The 20,978-nt window shown below is 63.9% G+C and carries 20 protein-coding genes; 12 read left to right on the forward strand and 8 right to left on the reverse strand.

Annotation, left to right across the window (positions count from 1 at the left end):
• Nucleotides 1-75: 75 nt before the first annotated feature.
• From XI06_RS18755 to XI06_RS18765, 3 genes are all read right to left on the reverse strand, one after another.
• Entirely contained in the window at nt 76-588 is a 513-nt protein-coding gene (locus tag XI06_RS18755) for a DUF1697 domain-containing protein (RefSeq protein ID WP_237858016.1), read from the reverse strand.
• Between the two features lie 13 nt (nt 589-601).
• A complete protein-coding gene (locus XI06_RS18760) occupies nt 602-1,249 on the reverse strand; it encodes an alpha/beta hydrolase (protein ID WP_008143006.1) in 648 nt (215 codons plus the stop codon).
• 340 nt (nt 1,250-1,589) lie between these two features.
• Nucleotides 1,590-2,540, reverse strand: coding sequence for a LytTR family DNA-binding domain-containing protein (locus XI06_RS18765; protein WP_237869223.1), 951 nt, complete (start codon nt 2,538-2,540; stop codon nt 1,590-1,592).
• A 44-nt stretch (nt 2,541-2,584) separates the two neighbouring features.
• Here XI06_RS18765 and XI06_RS18770 point away from each other — a divergent pair, with 44 nt between their 5' ends.
• The 9 genes from XI06_RS18770 to XI06_RS18810 all read left to right on the forward strand — a co-directional run bounded on the left by XI06_RS18770 (nt 2,585) and on the right by XI06_RS18810 (nt 11,383).
• The gene (locus XI06_RS18770; protein WP_271606114.1) at nt 2,585-3,778 is read left to right on the forward strand and encodes an acyltransferase family protein; all 1,194 of its coding nucleotides are present in this window, start codon (nt 2,585-2,587) and stop codon (nt 3,776-3,778) included.
• A 51-nt stretch (nt 3,779-3,829) separates the two neighbouring features.
• On the forward strand, nt 3,830-4,969 hold the full coding sequence (locus tag XI06_RS18775; RefSeq protein WP_271606115.1) for a cysteine desulfurase family protein: 1,140 nt from the start codon (nt 3,830-3,832) through the stop codon (nt 4,967-4,969).
• Between the two features lie 113 nt (nt 4,970-5,082).
• Entirely contained in the window at nt 5,083-6,579 is a 1,497-nt protein-coding gene (gene sufB / locus XI06_RS18780) for a Fe-S cluster assembly protein SufB (protein WP_237858012.1), read from the forward strand.
• A gap of 61 nt (nt 6,580-6,640) precedes the next feature.
• Complete coding sequence (sufC, locus tag XI06_RS18785; protein WP_237858011.1) at nt 6,641-7,393, forward strand: Fe-S cluster assembly ATPase SufC; 753 nt, start codon at nt 6,641-6,643, stop codon at nt 7,391-7,393.
• Between the two features lie 11 nt (nt 7,394-7,404).
• Complete coding sequence (gene sufD / locus XI06_RS18790) at nt 7,405-8,709, forward strand: Fe-S cluster assembly protein SufD (protein WP_237869217.1); 1,305 nt, start codon at nt 7,405-7,407, stop codon at nt 8,707-8,709.
• The gene (locus XI06_RS18795) at nt 8,706-9,953 is read left to right on the forward strand and encodes a cysteine desulfurase (protein ID WP_237869215.1); all 1,248 of its coding nucleotides are present in this window, start codon (nt 8,706-8,708) and stop codon (nt 9,951-9,953) included. Before sufD ends, XI06_RS18795 begins: the two co-directional genes overlap by 4 nt.
• Nucleotides 9,950-10,321 (forward strand): SUF system Fe-S cluster assembly protein, encoded by a 372-nt coding sequence (locus XI06_RS18800; protein ID WP_237869213.1) that lies wholly within the window; start codon nt 9,950-9,952, stop codon nt 10,319-10,321. Before XI06_RS18795 ends, XI06_RS18800 begins: the two co-directional genes overlap by 4 nt.
• A 49-nt stretch (nt 10,322-10,370) precedes the next feature.
• On the forward strand, nt 10,371-10,769 hold the full coding sequence (locus XI06_RS18805; protein ID WP_237858008.1) for a HesB/IscA family protein: 399 nt from the start codon (nt 10,371-10,373) through the stop codon (nt 10,767-10,769).
• A 191-nt stretch (nt 10,770-10,960) separates the two neighbouring features.
• Nucleotides 10,961-11,383 carry a TfoX/Sxy family protein gene (locus XI06_RS18810; RefSeq protein ID WP_237869212.1) on the forward strand — a complete coding sequence of 141 codons (423 nt, stop codon included), beginning with the start codon at nt 10,961-10,963 and terminating at the stop codon, nt 11,381-11,383.
• Nucleotides 11,384-11,494: 111 nt separating this feature from the next.
• Here the strand turns inward: XI06_RS18810 and fabA are convergent, their stop codons facing one another.
• The 4 genes from fabA to XI06_RS18830 form a co-directional block, all read right to left on the reverse strand.
• Nucleotides 11,495-12,025 (reverse strand): bifunctional 3-hydroxydecanoyl-ACP dehydratase/trans-2-decenoyl-ACP isomerase, encoded by a 531-nt coding sequence (gene fabA, locus XI06_RS18815; RefSeq protein WP_237869211.1) that lies wholly within the window; start codon nt 12,023-12,025, stop codon nt 11,495-11,497.
• A 102-nt stretch (nt 12,026-12,127) separates the two neighbouring features.
• Entirely contained in the window at nt 12,128-13,195 is a 1,068-nt protein-coding gene (locus XI06_RS18820; protein WP_237858005.1) for a GGDEF domain-containing protein, read from the reverse strand.
• A 129-nt stretch (nt 13,196-13,324) separates the two neighbouring features.
• A complete protein-coding gene (locus XI06_RS18825) occupies nt 13,325-14,869 on the reverse strand; it encodes a DEAD/DEAH box helicase (RefSeq protein ID WP_237858004.1) in 1,545 nt (514 codons plus the stop codon).
• Between the two features lie 282 nt (nt 14,870-15,151).
• The gene (locus XI06_RS18830; RefSeq protein WP_237858003.1) at nt 15,152-16,114 is read right to left on the reverse strand and encodes a helix-turn-helix transcriptional regulator; all 963 of its coding nucleotides are present in this window, start codon (nt 16,112-16,114) and stop codon (nt 15,152-15,154) included.
• A gap of 189 nt (nt 16,115-16,303) precedes the next feature.
• Between XI06_RS18830 and XI06_RS18835 the strand changes: the two genes are divergently transcribed.
• The 3 genes from XI06_RS18835 to XI06_RS18845 all read left to right on the forward strand — a co-directional run bounded on the left by XI06_RS18835 (nt 16,304) and on the right by XI06_RS18845 (nt 20,109).
• On the forward strand, nt 16,304-17,827 hold the full coding sequence (locus XI06_RS18835) for a caspase family protein (protein WP_237869208.1): 1,524 nt from the start codon (nt 16,304-16,306) through the stop codon (nt 17,825-17,827).
• Nucleotides 17,828-17,911: 84 nt separating this feature from the next.
• Nucleotides 17,912-19,159, forward strand: coding sequence for an FAD-dependent oxidoreductase (locus XI06_RS18840; RefSeq protein ID WP_237869207.1), 1,248 nt, complete (start codon nt 17,912-17,914; stop codon nt 19,157-19,159).
• Between the two features lie 179 nt (nt 19,160-19,338).
• Entirely contained in the window at nt 19,339-20,109 is a 771-nt protein-coding gene (locus XI06_RS18845; RefSeq protein WP_237858000.1) for an outer membrane protein, read from the forward strand.
• Nucleotides 20,110-20,204: 95 nt separating this feature from the next.
• Here the strand turns inward: XI06_RS18845 and XI06_RS18850 are convergent, their stop codons facing one another.
• Complete coding sequence (locus tag XI06_RS18850) at nt 20,205-20,975, reverse strand: SDR family NAD(P)-dependent oxidoreductase (RefSeq protein ID WP_271606116.1); 771 nt, start codon at nt 20,973-20,975, stop codon at nt 20,205-20,207.
• Nucleotides 20,976-20,978: the final 3 nt, after the last annotated feature.

Below are 20,978 nucleotides of genomic sequence, written 5' to 3' on the forward strand. Positions count from 1 at the left end.
AAGCGTGCAGACGTCTTCCTGTCTGCAATCCTCCTGGCCGCCGCGATCACTTGGTGGATCAATTGAGTCCGGACCCTAGAGCTCCGCGGCCATCTTCGCCAGGGTGGCGATGGTGTTCATGTTGCGCGCGGTGCCGGTCTTGGCGGCGGGGATCACGAGTTTCGACGTTCCCATGCCGTCGCCGTAATGCACGTAGATCTCGCGGCGGCCGAGCTTGACCTCTTCGTCCTTCTGGCCGCGAATTCCGGCAAGTGTGTCCGCGGGCGGCGCCTTGTCGAGGAAGATCGCGACCGTGCGGTTGGGCGCCATTTTGGGAAACGGATTGGCGGCCAGAACCTCTGCCATCTCGGCAGCGCCGCGCACGAGCACGCCGACCGGCGCGCCGGCGTAGGCGTGCAAGCGTTTTTCCAGCGCTGACTTGACGGCGGATTCCGATTTGCGGCTGGTGAAAACCACATTGCCGCTGGCGATGTAGGTGCGCACGGCACCGAAGCCGAGCTCTTCGCACATCGCCTTGAGCTCGGTCATCGGCAGCTTGCCGGTGCCGCCGACATTGACCGCGCGCAGCAGGGCTACAAACGCGGTCATGTCATTCTTACTCTTACCGCACGTTGGCGAGGCGCATGTCGAGATAGGCCGTGATGGTCTCCATCAGCGGCTCGAGCTTGGCGTCGAAGAAGTGGTTGGCGCCGGGGATGACCTGCTGGTCGATCACGATGCCTTTCTGCGTCTTCAGCTTCTCGACCAGCGTATTGACGTCCTTCGGCGGCACTACCGCATCCTTCTCGCCATGCACGATCAGGCCCGACGACGGGCAGGGCGCAAGGAACGAGAAGTCGTAGAGATTGGCCGGCGGCGCGATCGAGATGAAGCCCTCGACCTCGGGACGGCGCATCAAAAGCTGCATGCCGATCCAGGCGCCGAAGGAGAAGCCGGCGACCCAGCAGGCGCGCGCCTCAGGATTGATGGTCTGCGCCCAGTCGAGCGCGGCCGCCGCATCCGACAATTCGCCGGTGCCGTGGTCGAACGAGCCCTGGCTGCGGCCGACGCCGCGGAAGTTGAAGCGCAGCACCGAGAAGCCGCGATGAGCAAAGGCGTAGTAGCACTGGTACACGATCTGATGGTTCATCGTGCCGTGAAACTGCGGATGCGGATGCAGGATCATCGCGATCGGCGCGTTCTTCTGCTTGGCCGGGTGATAGCGGCCTTCGAGACGGCCAGCGGGGCCGGCAAAAATGACTTCAGGCATCGAGGATCTCTGGATTGACTTGCTGGAGACGTGACCCTTGGCAATCAACCGATTGTAGCCTCATCGGCAGATGCCGACGAAAGCGCGAATGGAAGGATGAGAAGGCGTGCGCCTCGCGGTGATGCGCAGACGGCGCGCGGTGACTTGACGGTGCGCGTTCTAACATAGGCTGCGGGGCAAAAAGCAAGCATCTTCGACATCTGCCAATCTGCTCAAGACCTTAGCGGGTCATGGCAGTACGACGTTCGGCATGGCCGGGATCGAGCAGAGGCTGGCGTTGAGGCGGCAACCGGTTGGAATCACGATCGTTTATCGGTTACCGGGCGATCCGGATGGTGATTCACTCAGGCGCGCCGCGGCCTCCGAGCGAGGCGACGACGGGCCGATAGCGGCGGCTGCCGCCGAGCGTCTTGCCGTTGTCGAAGGTGAGCTCGAAATCCCCTGACGGCTTGAAGTCCACGCCGCTGACACGGTCGAGATTGGCAAGCCGGGTGCGGTGAACGCGCACGATGGCGAAGCGGGCCAGCTCGCTTTCGGTCGCGGCAAGCGTCCCCCGGATCAGGTGCTGAGTGCCGTTGGCAAGGCTGTACTCGATGTAATTGCCGGCGGAGGCGACCCACAGGATGTCGCGCGGCGCGACACGAATCCGGCTGGTGCCGTCCCGGAGCCAGATCAGATTCGGGGACGGTTGCTCCAGCGAAGCGGCCGGATTGGATTGGGCTTCCCGCGCGGCCTTGCGCAGCTCACGGCGGCTGTCCATCAGCCAGAGCGTCGCCCCAATCAGCAATACGGTCACGGCGTCCTTGCGGAACTCGTAGAGGATTGATGCCAGCGAGAAATGGAAATCGTAGGTGCTGCCCGTGAGCCAGAGCATGAGCTTTCGTAAGCTAACCATGCCGGCGATGTGGAGGGCCGAGAAACCGAGCAGGGCGATCGCTGCGATTCCGATCCGCGTCGCCAGGGACGCGGTTCCCCGCATGCGCTGGACGGAGAGCATCAGGATCGGCACCAGCGCCAGAATGACAATGATGCTCGACATCTCCCAGAACAGGCGACGGCCGATATCGGCGCTGTCGCCGCGCCAGGCGGCGTCCTGTGCGCCGGAGAGCGCATTGACGATGCCGATGGCGAGGGCAATAGCGGCGATCGCAGCGAACGTCGTCCAGTCGCCGCTGATCCCGCGGCGCCAACCGCTCGTCCCTGGGGACGACGCCTCGTCCCCTCGCGTTCGGTTCTGATCCCAAAGCGCCTCGACGCGCTCCGTTTCCGGCGCATTTTGGCCGTCAGCCATGGCCCCAAATCCGCTGATATCGAGAGCCTAGGGAGCAGAGATCCATGTCAACACTACAGCAAGCATCAGGTTCGGAACGACGCATCGATCTGGACTGGGTGCGGATTTTAGCCTTCGGGCTTCTAATCTTCTACCACGTCGGCATGCTCTACGTGTCCTGGGGATTTCACATCAAGAGCGAGCACCGGCTGACCTTCCCCGAGCCGGCGATGCTGGTACTCAATCCCTGGCGGTTGTCGCTCTTGTTCCTCGTCTCCGGGGTCGCCAGCCGCTTCATGCTGGGCAAGCTCCGGCTCGTAGCGTTCGCCGGGGCGCGGTCGGTGCGGCTGCTGATCCCGCTGGTCTTCGGAATGCTCGTGATCGTGCCGCCGCAATCCTACCTGCAGATCGTCGAGGCGCTCGGATATCCCGCTGGTTTTGCCGATTACTATCTCTACCACTATCTGGCGTTCAGCGCGCAGTTCTGTCCGAACCCCTGCATCGTGCAGCCGACCTGGAACCACCTCTGGTTCGTGGTCTATCTCTGGGTCTACACGATGGCTCTGGCTGGCGTGCTGGCGCTGTGGCCGGCCGCCGCGGATTGGATCGGCGAGAAACTGGCGGCCGCGCTTGCTGGTCCGTGGCTGCTGGTGTTGCCGTGCCTGCTGTTTGTGGCCTGGCGGCTATTCTTGTCGCCAATCTTCCCCTCGACGCATGCCCTGTTCGGTGACTGGTACAACCACGCCGACTACGCGACCTCGTTCCTGATCGGCTTCCTGCTCGCGCGCCAGGGCGGCATCTGGCACGACATCGAGCGGCAACGGTGGACGGCGCTAGTGCTCGCAGCCGTCTGCTTCGCCGTCTTTGTTTTCGCTTACGCCGGCTTGTTTCCGCGATCGCCGATGCTCCGGTGGAGCGCCGGATCGGCCTATGGTTGCTACCAATGGGTTGCGATGGTCGCCGTGCTCGGCTTTGCGCGCCGCCATTTGACGGCCGATGGAGCCGCGCGCCGCTATCTGACGGACGCGATCTTTCCCTATTACATCGTCCATCAAACCGCGATCATCATGATCGCGCACGCGCTGCAAGGCAGCGGGCTGTCTGCGGCAAGCGAGGCCACCATCGTGATATCAGGCACCGCGCTCACCTGTGCGGTGACCTACGAGGTCGCGCGGCGGATCTTCTGGCTGCGTCCGTTGTTCGGTCTGCGCATGGAGCCGCGCTCTGTCGCCGGGATCGCGCAACAACTGCCGGCCTGATGCGCGGCAGCGCCCGATTGGCGAGCGGACAAAAGGTGCTAAGAGGGCGCCATGCCAAGCCGTGTCTATCTCGACTGGAATGCGACCACTCCGCTGCGTGCCGAAGCGCGCGCACCGATGCTGGCCGCTTACGAGCTGATCGGCAACCCGTCCTCGGTTCATGCCGAGGGGCGGGAGTCGCGGCGACTGGTCGAGGAGGCCCGGGCCGCGCTGGCCGGGGCCGTGGGCGCGCTGCCGCGGAATATCGTTTTCACCTCCGCTGGTACCGAGGCTAATGTGCTGGCGCTGTCGCCCGGCTTGCGGGGCCGATCGGGCCAGCCGGTGCGGCGGCTGCTGGTCTCTGCGGTGGAGCACGCCTCGGTGCTGGCAGGCGGGCGGTTTCCGGCAGAGAGCGTCAGCCAGATCAGGGTCACGCGCTCCGGCGTGGTCGATCTCGACCATCTCCGTGGACTGCTCGCCGACGGCCCGACGGCACTGGTCTCGATCATGGCAGCCAACAACGAGACCGGGGCGCTCCAGCCGGTGGCCGAGGCGGCAGGGTTGGTCCACGAGGCCGGCGGCCTCCTGCATGTCGATGCAATCCAGGCGCTCGGCAAAATTACGTTCAATATTAACGCGGTAGGCGCGGACCTTGCGACCTTTTCTGCGCACAAGATCGGCGGCCCCAAGGGCGTCGGCGCGCTTGTCGTGGCCGAGGGGCTTGCTGGTTTGGAACCGGTGCTACGCGGCGGTGGGCAGGAACTCGGCCGGCGGGCGGGAACCGAGAACGTCGCGGGGATCGCTGGCTTCGGCGCGGCGGTGAAAGCTGCCCTTCAGGCTCTGCCTGAGGATGCGGAGCGCATGACAAGCCTCAGGGATCGCTTGGAAAATGGCCTTCGCGGGATTGCCGGAGCGACTGTCTTCTCTGAAGATGTGATGAGGTTGCCAAATACCGTATTGTTCACCGCGCCCGGGCTGAAGGCCGAGACCGCCGTGATTGGATTCGACCTCGAAGGCATCGCCGTGTCCTCGGGGTCAGCCTGTTCCTCCGGCAAGGTCCAGCCGTCCCACGTACTCTCGGCGATGGGGTACGATGCCACCGTAGCCCAGGGAGCGGTGCGCCTCAGTCTGGGCTGGTCCACGGAACCTGAGGACATCAATAGGGCGTTAGAGGCTTGGCGAAAGCTCGGTAATACCCTACTTAGAGCCTAAGCGACGAAACACGGCTCGAACGGTTCTAAGCCCGTGCTTTCGGCCAAAAAACATCGTAATACTCGTCCGAGTTTGATCCACCGCGGTCCTTGAAACCGCGAGCGGAGGATAGAATGCCAGCCGTCCAAGAGACGGTCGAGCGCGTCAAGCGCATCGACGTCGACCAGTATCGTTATGGGTTTGAGACCCAGATCGAGTCCGACAAGGCCCCCAAGGGGCTGTCAGAAGACACCGTCCGGTTCATCTCCGAGAAGAAGAACGAGCCCGCCTGGATGCTCCAGTGGCGGCTTGAGGCTTACAGGCGCTGGCTGACCATGACCGAGCCGACCTGGGCGCGCGTCGACTATCCCAAGATCGACTTCCAGGACCTTTATTACTATTCGGCGCCGAAGCCGAAGAAGTCGATCACCTCGCTCGACGAGATCGACCCGGAGATTCTGAAAACCTACGAGAAGCTCGGCATTCCCTTGCGGGAAGTCGCCATGCTCGAAGGCGTCGAGCCCAAGGTGGGCGAGGAAGACCCGGCCAAGCGCAAGATCGCGGTCGATGCGGTGTTCGATTCGGTCTCGGTCGCAACCACCTTCAAGGCGGAGCTGAAAAAGGCCGGCGTGATCTTCATGCCGATCTCGGAGGCGATCCGCGAGCATCCTGAATTGGTGCAGAAATATCTCGGCTCGGTGGTTCCGACCTCAGACAATTTCTATGCGACGCTGAACTCGGCGGTGTTCTCCGACGGCTCGTTCGTCTACGTGCCGCCGGGCGTGCGCTGCCCGATGGAACTGTCGACCTATTTCCGCATCAACGAGCGCAACACCGGCCAGTTCGAACGCACGCTGATCATCGCGGACAAGGGCTCCTACGTCTCCTATCTCGAAGGCTGCACCGCGCCGCAGCGCGATGAGAACCAGCTGCACGCGGCTGTCGTCGAACTCGTCGCGCACGACGACGCCGAGATCAAATATTCGACGGTGCAGAACTGGTATCCCGGCAATTCGGAAGGCAAGGGCGGCATCTACAATTTCGTCACCAAGCGTGGCGACTGTCGTGGCAACCGGTCCAAGATTTCCTGGACCCAGGTCGAGACCGGCTCCGCCATCACCTGGAAGTATCCGAGCTGCATTCTGCGCGGTGATAATTCCAGCGGCGAGTTCTACTCGATCGCGATCTCGAACGGCTTCCAGCAGGTCGATTCGGGCACCAAGATGATCCATCTCGGCAAGAACACGTCGAGCCGCATCATCTCGAAGGGCATCGCCGCCGGCAAATCGCAGAACACTTATCGTGGTCTTGTTACGGCTCACCGGAAAGCCACCGGTGCGCGCAACTTCACCGCGTGCGATTCGCTGCTGATCGGCGACAAATGCGGCGCGCACACCGTGCCGTACATCGAGGCCAAGAACTCGTCGGCAACGTTCGAGCACGAAGCGACGACCTCGAAGATCTCCGAGGACGTGCTGTTCTACTGCATCCAGCGCGGCCTTTCGCAGGAAGAGGCGGTCGGCCTCGTCGTCAACGGCTTCGTCAAGGACGTGCTGCAACAGCTGCCGATGGAATTCGCGGTAGAAGCGCAGAAGCTGATCTCGATCTCGCTTGAAGGGTCGGTCGGCTAATTGCCGACCCTCGCGGCGCGCTTAGGCGCTCCAACATCATCTGATTAAACTGGATACCAAGATGGCTTTGCTTGAAGTGAAAGACCTCAAGGTTCGTGTCGAGGAACGTGAGATCCTCCACGGGCTGACGCTGACCGTGAACGAGGGCGAGGTGCACGCGATCATGGGGCCGAACGGCTCCGGCAAGTCGACGCTCTCGCACGTCATCGCCGGCAAGCCCGGCTACGAGGTCACCGACGGCCAGATCCTGTTCAAGGGCGAGGATCTCTTGGAGATGTCGCCGGACGAGCGCGCCGCCAAGGGCGTGTTCCTGGCGTTCCAGTATCCGGTGGAGATCCCGGGCGTCGCCACCATGACCTTCCTGCGCACCGCGCTGAACGCGCAGCGCAAGGCCCGTGGCGAGAGCGAGTATTCGACGCCGGACTTCCTGAAGAAAGTCCGCGAAGTCTCGAAGTCGCTGAACATCCCGCAGGACATGCTCAAGCGAGGCGTCAATGTCGGCTTCTCCGGCGGCGAGAAGAAGCGCAACGAGGTGCTGCAGATGGCGCTGTTCGAGCCGAGCCTCTGCATCCTCGACGAGATGGATTCGGGCCTCGATATCGACGCGCTGCGCATCGCAGCCGACGGTGTCAACGCGCTGCGTTCGCCGAAGCGCGCGATGGTCGTCATCACCCACTATCAGCGGCTACTCAACTACATCGTGCCCGACGTGGTGCACGTGATGTCGAAGGGCCGTGTCGTGAAGAGCGGCGGCAAGGAATTGGCGCTGGAGCTGGAAGCGTCCGGCTACGCCCAGTTCGAGGACGCCGCGTAAGGAATTTTGCGATGAACGTTGCTGTGGCAAAGACCGGGAACGGCCGCGCGGTGAGCGATCTCTTCGCCAGCGCCGAAGGCCGCTTGCCGGGTTCGCCCGATGTGATCGCGGTGCGCCGCGAGGCCTTCGAGACCTATGAACGTCTCGGCCTTCCGCACCGCCGGATCGAGGAATGGAAATATACCGACCTGCGCGCGCTGGTCGGCGAGGTGCTGCCGCTGGCAGCCGCGCCTGATGCCGCCGCGCTGAAGCGTGCCGCTGAGGCTGTGAAGGCCCATGCGATCGAAGGCGCCCGCAAGCTGGTGCTGGTCGATGGCGTGTTTGCGGCTGACCTGTCCGACACCAAGGCGCTCACTGCTGAGGTGGGGTTCAGGACGCTCCGGGAGGCGCTGGAGAAGGATTCTGGTCTCCTGAAGACTTCATCCACTGATGCTGTGATCGCGCTCAACGCGGCGATGGCGACCGATGGCGTGGTCCTGTCGATCGCGAACGGCGCACAGCTCTCCGCACCGATCCAGATCCTCCACATCGCGACCGCCGCGTCCGCATCTAGTTTCACCCGTTCGCGGGTCGCGATCGGGAAGGGCGCCCGCGCCACCATCGTCGAGAGCTTCGTTTCGGCGGGCGCCAAGGCCTATCAGGTCAACGACGCCGTGATTGTCACGGTGGGTGACGGTGCCGACGTCGCGCATATCCGTCTGATGGACGACGCGGCCGATGCAGCGAACGTCTCCTCACACTTCGTCACCGTCGGCGCCAACGTCAAATTCAACTTCTTCAACATGACCACTGGTGCGGCCGTCAGCCGCCTGCAGGGTTTCATCACCCTGGCGGGCGAGGGCAGCGAGCTCTCGGCCAATGGCGTCAACCTGTTGCAGAAGACCGAGCATGGCGACACCACGCTGGTGGTCGACCATGCCGTGCCGAACTGCGTCAGCCGCGAGATCTTCCGCGCCGTGATTGACGATCGCGCCCATTCGGTGTTCCAGGGCCGCATTATCGTTCGTCCCGATGCGCAGAAGACCGACGGCAAGATGATGACCCGCGCGCTGCTGCTCTCGGACGAAGCCGAGGCCGACAACAAACCTGAGCTCGAGATCTTTGCCGACGACGTTTCCTGCGGCCACGGCGCCACCGCCGGCGCGCTGGACGACAGTCTCTTGTTCTACCTGAAGGCCCGCGGCCTGCCCGAGAAGCAGGCCCAGGCGCTGCTGATCCAGGCGTTCGTCGGCGAGGCGATCGAGCAGATCGCCGACGATGTCTTGCGCGAGCACGTGATCGGCATCGCCGAGCGCTGGCTGGAGCGCCGGTCATGAGCACGCATCCCGCAGTCAAGAACGGCGCCTATGACGTCGCGCGCGTGCGGCAGGATTTTCCGGCGCTCGCCATGCAGGTCTACGGCAAGAAGCTGGTCTATCTCGACAACGCGGCGTCCGCGCAGAAGCCGAGCGTCGTGCTCGATCGCATGACGCAGGCCTATCAGTCCGAATATGCCAACGTTCATCGCGGGCTGCACTATCTCGCCAATGCCGCGACCGAAGCCTATGAGGGCGGTCGCACCAAGGTGGCGCAGTTCATCAACGCGCCGCGAACAGAAGAGGTGATCTTCACCCGCAACGCGACGGAAGCGATCAATCTGGTCGCGTCGTCCTGGGGCGGGCCGAACATCGGAGAAGGCGACGAGATCGTCATCTCGATCATGGAGCACCACTCCAACATCGTGCCCTGGCATTTCCTCAGGGAGCGCCAGGGTGCCGTGATCAAATGGGCGCCTGTTGACGACGAGGGCAATTTCCTCATCGACGAATTCGAGAAGCTTCTGACGCCCAAGACCAAGCTCGTCGCGATCACGCAGATGTCGAATGCGCTCGGCACCATCGTGCCGGTCAAGGACGTCGTGAAGATCGCGCACGCCCGCGGCATCCCGGTGCTGGTCGACGGCAGCCAGGGCGCGGTGCATCTGCCGGTCGACGTCCAGGACATCGGCTGCGATTTCTACGTCTTCACCGGCCACAAGGTGTATGGCCCGACCGGCATCGGCGTGCTCTGGGCCAAGTACGACCACCTCGTCGCGATGCGTCCCTTTAACGGCGGCGGCGAGATGATCCGCGAGGTCTCGCGCGAGATCGTCACCTATGGCGATCCCCCGCACAAGTTCGAGGCAGGCACGCCGGCGATCGTCGAGGCCGTGGGCCTTGGCGCGGCCATCGACTATGTCAATTCGATCGGCAAGGAGCGCATCGCCGCGCACGAGACCGACCTCACCGCCTATGCCCAGGAGCGCTTGCGCGAGATCAACTCGCTGCGGCTGATCGGCACGGCGCGGGGCAAGGGCCCGGTGATTTCCTTCGAGCTCAAGGGCGCACATGCCCACGACGTCGCCACCGTGATCGACCGTCAGGGCATCGCGGTGCGCGCCGGCACCCATTGCGTCATGCCGCTTTTAGAGCGGTTCAACGTGACGGCCACCTGCCGGGCCTCGTTCGGCATGTACAATACGCGGGAAGAAGTCGATCATCTGGCACAGGCGCTGCTCAAGGCGCGGGATTTGTTCGCATGAGTGACACGGCCGAAATCAAAGCCAACCCGATGGAGACGCATTCGGCGCTGCCGCCGGAGGAGACCGAGCGTCTCACCCGCGAGATCATCGCCGGGCTCAAGACGGTGTTCGACCCGGAAATTCCGGCCGACATCTATGAGCTCGGCCTGATCTACAAAGTCGAGATCAAGGACGATCGCTCCGTCGACGTGCAGATGACGCTGACGACGCCGAACTGCCCGGCCGCGGGCGAACTGCCGACCATGGTCGAGAACGCGGTCGCCAGCGTTCCCGGTGTCGGCGTGGTCAACGTCAAGGTGGTCTGGGAGCCGGCCTGGACGCCGGAACGCATGAGCGACGAAGCCCGCCTCGTGCTCAACATGTGGTGACGCGTACTCTCGACATTGAATTTGCACTCCAAGGGACCACATCTCTGACATGACACAGGTCACACCAGCATCCACTCCGAAGCCGCGGCGCCCGCGCCCGCAGGTGATGCGGCTGACGGACACCGCTGCCCAGCGCATCACCGAGCTGACCCAGCGCGCCGACTCCGAGATCGTGGGTCTGCGCGTTGGCGTGAAGAACGGCGGCTGCGCCGGCCAGTCCTACACGGTCGAATACGCCCACGAGATCCGCCCGACCGACGAGGTCGTCGAGGACAAGGGCGTTAAGATCCTGGTCGATCCCAAGGCCGTGCTGTTCCTGCTCGGCACCGAGATGGACTACAGGGCCGACAAGATGCAGGCCCAGTTCGTCTTCAACAACCCCAACCAGATCTCTGCCTGCGGCTGCGGTGAGTCGGTCGAACTGCGCCCGGCCAAGATCGACGGGTAGGCCCTCCCCAATGCTCTTGTGTGCCGGCCGCGCTGCCGCGCCCTTGCGCTGCTGCGTAGAGCCGGGACCCACGCTATAGTCACCGGTGCAATGTGACTGGGCCCCGGCTCGGCAGCGCCATAGCGCGTCGAAGACGCGCGTAAACGCGCTTATGGCACGCTGCGCTGCGTCCGGGGCACGAGGGTGGCGCCATGGACCGTGAATTCCTGATCGACCTGTTCGCCGATTTCGGTCCTGTCACCATCCGAAAAATGTTTTCCGGCCACGGCATCTCCGTCGATGGCGTCAACTTCGCGCTCGCCTTGCGCGCTGGCCTGTTCTTCCGCGCAGACGAGGTGACCATCCCGGACTTTGAGGCGGAAGGCTCAAAACCATTCCAGTACTCCACCCGCGCAAAGACCGTGCTGGTGAACTCCTACTGGGAGCTGCCGGCACGGCTGTTCGACGATTCCGAGGAGCTGGCGCAATGGGCGAGGGCGGCGCTTGCTGCCGCCCAGCGCGCGAAGGTGAAGAAGCGGCCGAAGAAGAAAGCGGCGGCGAAGACGGCTACGAAAAAGGCAACGCCGAAGAAGCCCGCGGCGAAGAAGCGGTCGGCCAAGAAGACGGTGCGGTAGGGTGGGCAAACCGACTTGTCCGCCGTAGCTCGAAGAGCGAAGGCGGAAGCGTGCCCACGTTAGGATTATGACCGCGTGAGACCGTGGGCACGGCGCAAGAGCGCCGAGACCTCAATCCGCGGCCTTGGTCAGCCCGACCCGCATATCCTTGGCCACGAACACGCAGGTGCCATCGGCGATCACACGCCCATCCGCAATTCCGAGCACCAGCTTGCCGCGGCGGACCATGCGCATGGCGACCTCGTAGCGCACCGATCGCGCCGCCGGTGTGATCTCGCCCGTGGCCTCGACCTCGCCGACGCCGATGGCGCGGCCCTTGCCCGGTGAACCCGACCAGCCGAGCCAGTAGCCGATCATCTGCCACATGGCGTCGAGCCCGAGCGTGGGCGGCATGATCGCATCGCCGCGATAGTGGCAGTCGAAGAACCAGTGGTCCGGCACAATGTCGAGCTCGCCGACGATATGGCCCTTGCCGTATTCGCCCCCATCCAGGCTGATCTCGGTGATGCGGTCCATCATCAGCATCGGCGGGGCCGGCAATTGCGCGTTGCCCGGGCCGAAGTAACCGCCTTCGCTCGATCTCAGCAACTCGTCCTTGGTGTAGGACGGTTGCGGCGTGTGAAAATCATGAGGATTGGGCAAGTGACAAGTCCTCGCGGTCGACTGCATTGAGGTCGCGAGGAAGATGTCGTTCGTCAGGTTGGAATGTCAAGCGGAGCCGGATCTCGCCGCCCGCTGACCTTCTCATGCCACCCGGTTGTGCGTCTCGACCGCGAATTCCGGATCGACTTCGCAGATCACGCGATTGCGGCCGTTGCGCTTGGCGGCGTAAAGGCAGGCGTCCGCGCGCTCGATCAGCGCATCGGTGTCGTCGCCCTGCTTCAGCAGGGAGACGCCGACTGAAATGGTCACGCGGCCGAGGATTTCGCCGGTCGACTTCTTCTTCAGTTCCTTCGCCATCACGGCGCGGCGGATATGATCGGCGACCGTAAGCGCCTGGCGCAGCGCCGTGTTGGGCAGCACCACCGCAAATTCCTCGCCGCCGTAGCGCGCGGTGATATCCTGGCCCTTGATCGTCTGCTTCAACGACAGGCCGACCAGCCGGAGCACCTGGTCGCCGGTGAGATGGCCGTAGGAATCGTTGAACGATTTGAAGTGGTCGATGTCGAACAGCAGCAGCGACAGCGGCTCGCCGCTCGCAAGTGCGCTCTGCACCGCCATGCCGATCATGCGGTCGAAATATTTGCGGTTGCCGAGACCCGTCAGCGGATCGGTGAGGCTTTCGGCGCGGATCGCTTCCAGGCTCTGTTGGAGATTGCTGATCTCGTTCTTGGAAAGCGTCAGCCGGTCTTCCAGCGCCTTGTTGGTCTCGCGCATTTCGCCGGTCGAACGCAGCAGCGTTTCGACGATCGTCTTGATCTGCTCGCGGCTGTTGGCCGAGGATAGTTGCGCCGTCGCGCCCGTCAGGCTGGCGTCGTAGGAGCCGGTCATGCCGAGCGCGTCGCTCAGCACCGTCATCACGTCGTCGATCTCGCCGATGACGCGCGCCCCGACCTTGTCGATGCGGTCGGTCGTTTTGATGTGGGAGAGATAAGTGTCGTAGATTTGCTCGAGATCGATTTCGGTCAGCTTGCCGTTGCGGGCCAGCGTCTCGTTGATGATCTTGTTGAGCGGCGCGTTATAGCCGGTCGCGTAGACGTACCAGATCTCGTAATTGCGGGGAATTGCAGTCTGCTTCAGCGATCGGATCTGACCGAGCGCCACCTCGGCGAACGCCATCGTGCGTTCGTGTTCATCGAGCACTTTGACCACAGAACATACCCCACAGCGGTCGGTGCGCCCATCGACCGCAGCAATGCTTAAATTATGTTCGTAGGCTAACGGACGATGATGAACGGTCGGTAAACGTTCGGCCGTTCAACTCACGCGTGTATCGCGGTGTCAGGCTCCGGCGGGAGAGCGGACCGGCCGCAGCAGGAATGCCGGGAGATGCGAGTGATCGCCGGGCTCGGTGTCGGCTTCCCGCTGCCGACGGGGCTCGGGGCGGCCGATCGACGGCACGTGGGAATTGTTGGCCTGTTGGCGCGAGCCGTGGCGGGCCTCGGACGATGGACGCGCTTCGCGCTGTGGCCTTGCCTCGCGAGCAGGCCGCGCTTCGCGCGCGGGCCGAGCTTCGGCACCAGGTCTTGTATCCGACGAAGGCGTCGCCTCGGAGGACTGTCGCGCCTCGCGCGGCTCGTGGCTGCGCTCACGGTCGCGACCGCGCTGCGGCTTGCCGCGTCCGCCGCGGGAACGTTCACGATCACGTCCGCGCGCTTCGCGCGGACGGTCGCTCTTCTCACCCGAATCCGCATGCACCTCATAGTCGCCTTCGGCGCGGGGAATGCTCTGGCCGATCAGCTTTTCGATCGCAACCATCGACTTCTGGTCGAGCGGGGTCACGATCGAGATCGCGGTGCCGGTGCGGCCGGCACGGCCGGTGCGGCCGACGCGATGGACGTAATCGTCGGGATGGTGGGGGACGTCGAAATTGAAGACGTGGCTGACCTCGGGAATGTCGAGGCCGCGGGCGGCGACGTCGGAGGCGACCAGCAGCGGCAGTTCACCCTTGCGGAACTGTTCAAGCGCCGCCATGCGGGCCGGCTGATCCATGTCGCCATGCAGGGCGCCGACGCTGAAGCCGTGCTTCTGAAGCGATTTGTGAACGACCGCGACTTCCCGCTTGCGATTGCAGAAGATGATCGCGTTCTTGAGATCCTTGGCCTCGCGCAACAGGCGGCGAAGCAATTCGCGTTTCTCATGCGCCTCGCGCCCGGCCGGTACCTGGGACTGCGTGACCGTGACAGCGGTGGTGGCCGGCTTGGAAACTTCGACCTTCTGCGGATTGTGCAGGAAGGTTTCGGTGATGCGCCGGATTTCCGGCGGCATGGTCGCGGTGAAGAACAGGGTCTGCCGCGTGAAGGGGACCAGCTTGCAGATGCGCTCGATGTCAGGGATGAAGCCCATGTCCAGCATGCGGTCGGCTTCGTCGATCACGAGCAGCTCGACGCCGGTGAGCAGCAGTCCGCCCCGCTCGGTATGGTCGAGCAGGCGGCCCGGGGTGGCGATCAGCACGTCGACGCCGCGCGTCAGCTTGGCATCCTGGTCGCCGAAGGAGACGCCGCCAATCAGGAGGGCGACGTTGAGTTTCTGGCCGGCGCCGTAGCGGTCGAAGTTTTCCTTCACCTGCGCCGCGAGCTCGCGGGTCGGCTCCAGGATCAGCGTGCGCGGCATGCGCGCGCGGGCGCGGCCCTTTTCGAGGATGGTGAGCATCGGCAGCACGAAGGCCGCGGTCTTGCCGGTGCCGGTCTGGGCGATGCCGAGCACGTCCTTGCGTGCAAGGACGTGGGGGATCGCCTGTTCCTGGATGGGGGTCGGGGTGGTGTAACCGGTGGCCGCCACTGCGGCGAGGACTTTTTCGGACAGTCCGAGATTTGAAAAGGACATTGAGCCTCTGGTCGAAACCGCCGTTCGGAATCGAGGGTAATAAGGCTGGTCGCGTTCCACCCCGAAACGGCGCGCTCTCAAAGAAGCTGGGGGTGCTGACTCACGCGAACAAAGCGCCAAGCTCAGGAATCGGTTTTCGATCTGAGCCGCGTCGCTCCGGAACATAGGGCGGAATCGGCCAAAGTCAATGGAGCAGGCGCGGGAAGGTCCTAAAAACCCTGAGGTTTTTGCCCAAATCACGGGCGGGGCTCGGCTTTTCGGCTGCAGTGGCCGCGCGGGTGGTTAACGCCCCCCTGCGACCTGGGCACGAAAATCACCGGGCGCCATGCCATAGGCGGCGTTGAAGACCCGGTAATAGGTCGCAAGGCTCTCGAAACCGCAGGCGGTGGCGATGTCGGCGATCAGCCGCTGCGGCGCTTCGCTTATCAGGTGGCGGCTTCTCTTGAGCCGCTCCTCCGTCACGGTCTGGGAGAAGCTGCGCTCGGCAACCTCGAACAGCATGTGCAGATGGCGCACGGAGACGCCGAGCAGGTCGGCCACCCGTGCCGGCGCCAGATCCGGGTCCTGCAAATGGCGCGCGATCAGACGCCGCGCCAGCGACAGGCGGGCGGTCCGCAGCGCAGCCTGTCCGCGCCGGCTGCCCGGCCTGACGATGCCGCGCTCGATCAGCGCCAGATGCCCGAGCGCCTGCACCAGTGGGACGGCGCCCGGCGAGCCTTCGGTCGCGGCCGCCTCGCCGAGATCGGCAAAGCAGGCGTCGAGCAGGGGCGCCAGCGTGGCATCGTTGAACGTCTTGGGCGCAAGCTCGCGCATGCGCCTGTCCTGTGTCGCAAGGCCGCTGACCGGGATCTTCAGGATGCGCAGATGAAAGCCGGCTTCGCCCAGCGGCCGCGTGCGGTAGGGCAGGTCGGTATGGCTGGTGGCAAAGCTGCCATTGCCAATGGCGAAATCGCTCGAGCGCATGCCGCCGAACCAGCCGCCGCCGCCCAGCTGCTGGTAGACGCAGATGCTGTCACCCGGCGCGTAGCTGATGTCGGATGGGCTCCGTTCGACCGCATAGGGGGAGGCCTTCAGCTCGACCAGGCCGCCAGTGCCGACCTGGGTCAGCGAGAACGCCCCGTAAAACCCTGTGCGCTGTTCGCGCTCGAGCTCAGCGGTGACCCCGAACAGTCCCTTGGCGCGGACCTCGCGCCAATAGTCGAAACGGTCATGAGGTTCGACTTCGTCGGTACACCAGCGATACACGGCAGCCCCTCGCTTGCGCGCAATTGCCCTAGAAAAAGCAGATTCCAGCGGAATCTGCCATAGGCCAGATGATGGAACCACGGGGACCATCAGGTTGAACCGGCATTGCGGCTGGACCGACTATCACATCAACGGCGTAAGGTTTCCGCAGGGAGCCAATGGGAAGCCGTTTTGCAACGGGATATCACGATGACGCGTCGGGTCTTCAGAATTCTGGCCGCGCTGGGCCTGGCAGCGAGCCTCAGCGGCATCGCAAGCGTTGCGCATGCCGAAAAGCGCGTCGCGCTCGTGATCGGCAACAACGACTACAAGAACGTGCCGAAGCTCGTGAAGGCCGTCAACGACGCCCGCACCATGGGCGACACGCTGAAGCAGCTCGGCTTCCAGGTGATGGTCGCTGAAAACCAGAACCGTCAGCAATTCACGGAGACGCTGCTCGCCTTCGACCGGGTGATCGAGCCCGGCGATACCGCGTTCTTCTTCTATGCCGGCCATGGCTTCGAGATCGCGGGCCAGAACTATCTGCTGCCGACCGACGTGCCGGCGGCGACCGAAGGCCAGGAAGAGCTGGTGCGCGATGCCTCCATTCTGGCCGATCGTGTCGTCGAGCGTCTCCAGAACAAGAAGGCGCGCACCTCGATCCTGGTGTTCGACGCCTGCCGCAACAATCCGTTCGAACGTTCAGGCACGCGTGCGGTCGCCGGCGGTGGTGGCCTCGCGCCGATGACCCAGCTTCCCGAAGGTGTGTTCTCGGTGTTCTCAGCGGGTCCGCGCCAGACCGCGCTCGATCGTCTCTCCAACGACGATGCCAATCCCAATTCGGTGTTCACGCGCACGTTCGCCAAGGAGTTGCTCCAGCCTGGCGAGAATCTCGTGCAGGTCGCACAGCACACGCGCCGTCTGGTCAGCGAGATGGCCGATACCGTCAGGCACAAGCAGGTGCCCGTCTATTTCGACCAGATGGTCGATGACGTCTTCCTCAGTGGCGTCGTGAAGGATGCGGCCGCCGCAGCGGCTCGGCCCGCCGATCCGCCGCAGCAAAAGGTCGCCGCGTTGCCGCCGGTGTCTGTGCCGCGCGTGCCGAAGGAGGAAAGCACCAATGCGCCGATCGCGAGCTTCTCGCGCCACAATGGCGGCTGGAGCGTGACGTTCTCCTTCGCAGATCCCACGATCGGAATTTCATGGCGCATGGCCGGCAAGGGCGATTTCCGTGAGACCGGCTTCATGGACACGCTTGATCCGCGCACCCGCAAGCGGATGCCGAACCCCTCGATCGAGCTGCCGGTGGATGCCCAGGCCGGCACCATCGAGGTCCGCTACGTCGACGCCTCCGGCGACATGCAGGGCCCGTTTCCGATCAAGTTCGATCCGGAAGCAGCTCTGATCCGCGACCAGCGCAAGATCCTCGACATGACCGCCACAAGTTGGCTGTCATTCCGCCAGTTCAACGGGCTGCTGGTCTATTATTCCCATCTGGTCTCGTATCGCTGCGCGATCCGCGAGGCGCGCATCGGCATCGACACGGCGGTGCCGGATAAGGTGCTGAAACTGCCGGCTTGCGATCTCCGCGATCCCTCTGCGATCACGGCCGGCATGCTGCTCTATGAGAAGCTGCCGCCAGCAACGCAGTTCATGTCGGTCGAATTGACCTATCGTGACGGCAGCGTGTCGGAGGTCAAGACTTTCCGGACGGCGAACCGCAGCAATAATTGAGCTGCTTCCTCCGATCAAATTGAGCCTTTCGCATGGGCGGGCGTTACAATCCCGTTGTGGATCGCAGCGCCGGGAGCCCGCACGATGGACGCAAGTACGCCCCAACAATTTCCTTCTCGCTCCATGAAGGTCCGCTGCTGCATCGTCGGCGGCGGTCCTGCGGGCATGATGCTCGGCTATCTGCTGGGACGCGCCGGCATCGATGTCGTGGTGCTGGAGAAGCATGCTGATTTCTTCCGCGACTTTCGCGGCGACACCGTGCATCCCTCGACGCTTCAGGTGATGGACGAGCTCGGCCTCATCGACGGCTTTCTCAAGCTGCCGCATCAGCGCTTGCAAAAGATGGACGGCCTGTTCGGCGGCACCAAGGTGCGAATCGCCGATCTCGGCCGGCTGAAAACGAAATACCCTTTCATCGCCTTCATGCCGCAATGGGATTTTCTCAATTTCCTGCGCGAGGCCGGCAAGCGTTTCTCCTCGCTCGACGTGCTGATGAGCACGGAGGCGGTCGACCTGATCCGCCGCGGCGATACCATCGCGGGCGTGCGCGCAAGCACGCCCGACGGCATCCTCGACATCGAGGCCGATCTCACTATCGCCTGCGACGGCCGCCACTCGACGGTGCGCGAGCGCGCAGGCCTTGCCGTCGAGGAGATCGGTGCGCCGATGGACGTGCTCTGGTTCCGCGCGGGCCGCAGGCCGGACGAGACAGAGAACCTGTTTGCGCGCATCGAGCCCGGCAAGATGATGGTCACCTTCGACCGCGGCGATTACTGGCAGTGCGCCTATGTCATCGCCAAGGGACAATATGATGCGGTGAAGGCGAGGGGACTACAGGCGCTGCTCGACGATGTCGTGCGCATGGCGCCGGTGCTCAAGCACGGCATCGCCGACGTCAAGAGTTTCGACGACGTGAAGTTGCTGACGGTCGCGATCAACCGTCTGAGCCACTGGACGCGACCCGGACTGCTTTGTATCGGCGACGCCGCGCATGCGATGTCGCCGGTCGGCGGCGTCGGCGTCAATTTGGCCGTGCAGGATGCGGTCGCGACCGCGAACCTGCTGGCCGAGAAGCTGATGCGCGGCTGTCCATCCGAAGATGAGCTCGATGCCGTGAGGCATCGCCGCGAATTCCCGGTGAAGATGACCCAGGCGATGCAGGTGGTCGTGCAGAACAACATCGTCAGCAGCGCGCTGAAAGGCGGCAATCAACCGTTCAAGGTGCCGCTGATCCTGCGCCTGATCTCCGCTTTGCCCTGGCTCCAGGGCATTCCCGCGCGTTTCATCGCCATCGGCGTGCGGCCCGAGCACGTGCATTCGCCGGCATCCTGACGCAGTGATTTGGTAGGGATAACGCCGCGTTAAATTGCGGCGTCCGCGTTGCGCGCCTGCAACAGCGCCCGGGGATTCAAAGACTGCCCAATGCCAATCCGGCGCCTTAACTTTGTTGATTCAAATTTGAGTAAGAACTGCGTGTGAGCGTGCGCCCATCAAAGGACACGGGGTGTACCATGCGTAACAAATTGATTGCTGCCTTCGCCTGCACGACTGCTCTGGTTTCGACCGGCGCTGCTTCCGCCGCCGATCTCGCCGCGCGTCCTTACACCAAGGCACCTGCCTACATCGAGCCGCTGTTCAACTGGACCGGCTTCTACGTCGGTGGCCACATCGGTGGCGCCTGGACCAACGAGCAGTTCATCAACAACGGGACCGGCGCGCCGTTCGGCGATCTGACGCCGGGCCAGGGCTATCGTCAGCGCGGCGCCGGCATCATGGGCGGCGCCCAGATCGGCTACAACTGGCAGGCCAACAACTACGTGTTCGGCATGGAGGGCACGATCTCCGGTCTCGACAACAAGGGCACCGTCGTGAACAACGCGTTCGGTGCGGGCGATGACGTCTTCACCTGGCGTACGAACGTTCTCGCGACCGTCGTCGGCCGCGCCGGCTTCGCCGTTCAGAACAACCTGTTCTACGTCAAGGGCGGCTATGCCGGCGTGAACAATCGTCTCAACGTCAGCGACACCGTCGGCGTGGCGCAAGGCTCGGGCGGGCAGACTCACTGGGCCAACGGCTGGACCGTCGGCGCCGGCTGGGAATACGGCATCACCCGCAACTGGATCGTCGGCCTCGAGTACAATTACGCGGCCTTCGGCAGCCAGACCTATCAGCTCGGCGGCCTGTCCGGAAACTACACCTTCGACGCCAAGCCGCGCGACATCCAGTGGGCGGTCGTGCGCGCCAGCTACAAGTTCGACGCGCCTGTGATCGCGCGCTACTGAGCAACAAACGACCAATCAAAGAAAAGATCACGACAAAATTAAAAGCCCCGGCTTCCACCGGGGCTTCTTTTTTGCGTGCAGCCGCGGCATGCGCCTCAGGCCATGACCGAGAAGCCGCCGTCGACGGGGATCGCTGTGCCCGTGACGAAGTTCGATGCCGGCGAGGCGAGGAACACGGCGATGCCGGCGAAGTCGTCGATGTCACCCCAGCGCCCTGCAGGGGTGCGTGCCAGGACGCGCTCGTGCAGGCCCGAGACCTGCTTGCGCGCGCCGCGGGTGAGATCGGTGTCGATCCAGCCCGGCAGGATCGCATTGACCTGGATGTTGTCGGGCGCCCACGCGTTGGCGCACGCGCGCGTGTACTGAACGATGCCGCCCTTGCTCGCCGCATAGGCCGTCGCGAAGCTGGCGCCGAAGATCGACATCATCGAGCCGATATTGATCACCTTGCCGTTGCCCGATGCCTTCAGCGCCGGATAGGCGAGCTTCGAGCAGACGAAGGCGCTGGTGAGGTTGGTGTCGATCACCTTGTTCCACTCGTCGAGCTCGAGCTCGTGCGGCGGCTTGCGGATGCTCATTCCGGCATTGTTGATCAGGATGTCGATGCGGCCGAGCTCCCTGGCGACGCGGTCGATCATCGACGCGACCGCGTCCTTGTCGGTGACATCGGTGGTGACTGAGATCGCCTTCACGCCGCGCGCTTTGAGATCGGCGACGGCCGCGGCCGATTTGGCTTCGTTGCGTCCGACCACGGCGATATCGGCGCCGGCGTCGGCGAGCCCATGGGCAAGGCCAAGCCCAATGCCGCCATTGCCTCCTGTGACGATCGCGACCTTGCCGCGGAGATCGAACCGGTTGGCTGTCATGCT

The sequence above is a fragment of the Bradyrhizobium sp. CCBAU 11434 genome, from assembly GCF_028128895.1.
GTDB classification, from domain to species: domain Bacteria; phylum Pseudomonadota; class Alphaproteobacteria; order Rhizobiales; family Xanthobacteraceae; genus Bradyrhizobium; species Bradyrhizobium zhengyangense.

Coding starts and splice junctions, on each gene's coding strand:
- XI06_RS18805 (WP_237858008.1), top strand. CDS start 10,371: ATGACACAGGTCACACCAGCATCCACTCCGAAGCCGCGGCGCCCGCGC.
- XI06_RS18765 (WP_237869223.1), bottom strand. CDS start 2,540: ATGGCTGACGGCCAAAATGCGCCGGAAACGGAGCGCGTCGAGGCGCTT.
- XI06_RS18795 (WP_237869215.1), top strand. CDS start 8,706: ATGAGCACGCATCCCGCAGTCAAGAACGGCGCCTATGACGTCGCGCGC.
- XI06_RS18800 (WP_237869213.1), top strand. CDS start 9,950: ATGAGTGACACGGCCGAAATCAAAGCCAACCCGATGGAGACGCATTCG.
- XI06_RS18850 (WP_271606116.1), bottom strand. CDS start 20,975: ATGACAGCCAACCGGTTCGATCTCCGCGGCAAGGTCGCGATCGTCACA.
- sufC (WP_237858011.1), top strand. CDS start 6,641: ATGGCTTTGCTTGAAGTGAAAGACCTCAAGGTTCGTGTCGAGGAACGT.
- XI06_RS18840 (WP_237869207.1), top strand. CDS start 17,912: ATGGACGCAAGTACGCCCCAACAATTTCCTTCTCGCTCCATGAAGGTC.
- XI06_RS18760 (WP_008143006.1), bottom strand. CDS start 1,249: ATGCCTGAAGTCATTTTTGCCGGCCCCGCTGGCCGTCTCGAAGGCCGC.
- XI06_RS18825 (WP_237858004.1), bottom strand. CDS start 14,869: ATGTCCTTTTCAAATCTCGGACTGTCCGAAAAAGTCCTCGCCGCAGTG.
- XI06_RS18755 (WP_237858016.1), bottom strand. CDS start 588: ATGACCGCGTTTGTAGCCCTGCTGCGCGCGGTCAATGTCGGCGGCACC.
- sufD (WP_237869217.1), top strand. CDS start 7,405: ATGAACGTTGCTGTGGCAAAGACCGGGAACGGCCGCGCGGTGAGCGAT.
- XI06_RS18845 (WP_237858000.1), top strand. CDS start 19,339: ATGCGTAACAAATTGATTGCTGCCTTCGCCTGCACGACTGCTCTGGTT.
- XI06_RS18810 (WP_237869212.1), top strand. CDS start 10,961: ATGGACCGTGAATTCCTGATCGACCTGTTCGCCGATTTCGGTCCTGTC.
- XI06_RS18835 (WP_237869208.1), top strand. CDS start 16,304: ATGACGCGTCGGGTCTTCAGAATTCTGGCCGCGCTGGGCCTGGCAGCG.
- XI06_RS18770 (WP_271606114.1), top strand. CDS start 2,585: ATGTCAACACTACAGCAAGCATCAGGTTCGGAACGACGCATCGATCTG.
- XI06_RS18775 (WP_271606115.1), top strand. CDS start 3,830: ATGCCAAGCCGTGTCTATCTCGACTGGAATGCGACCACTCCGCTGCGT.
- sufB (WP_237858012.1), top strand. CDS start 5,083: ATGCCAGCCGTCCAAGAGACGGTCGAGCGCGTCAAGCGCATCGACGTC.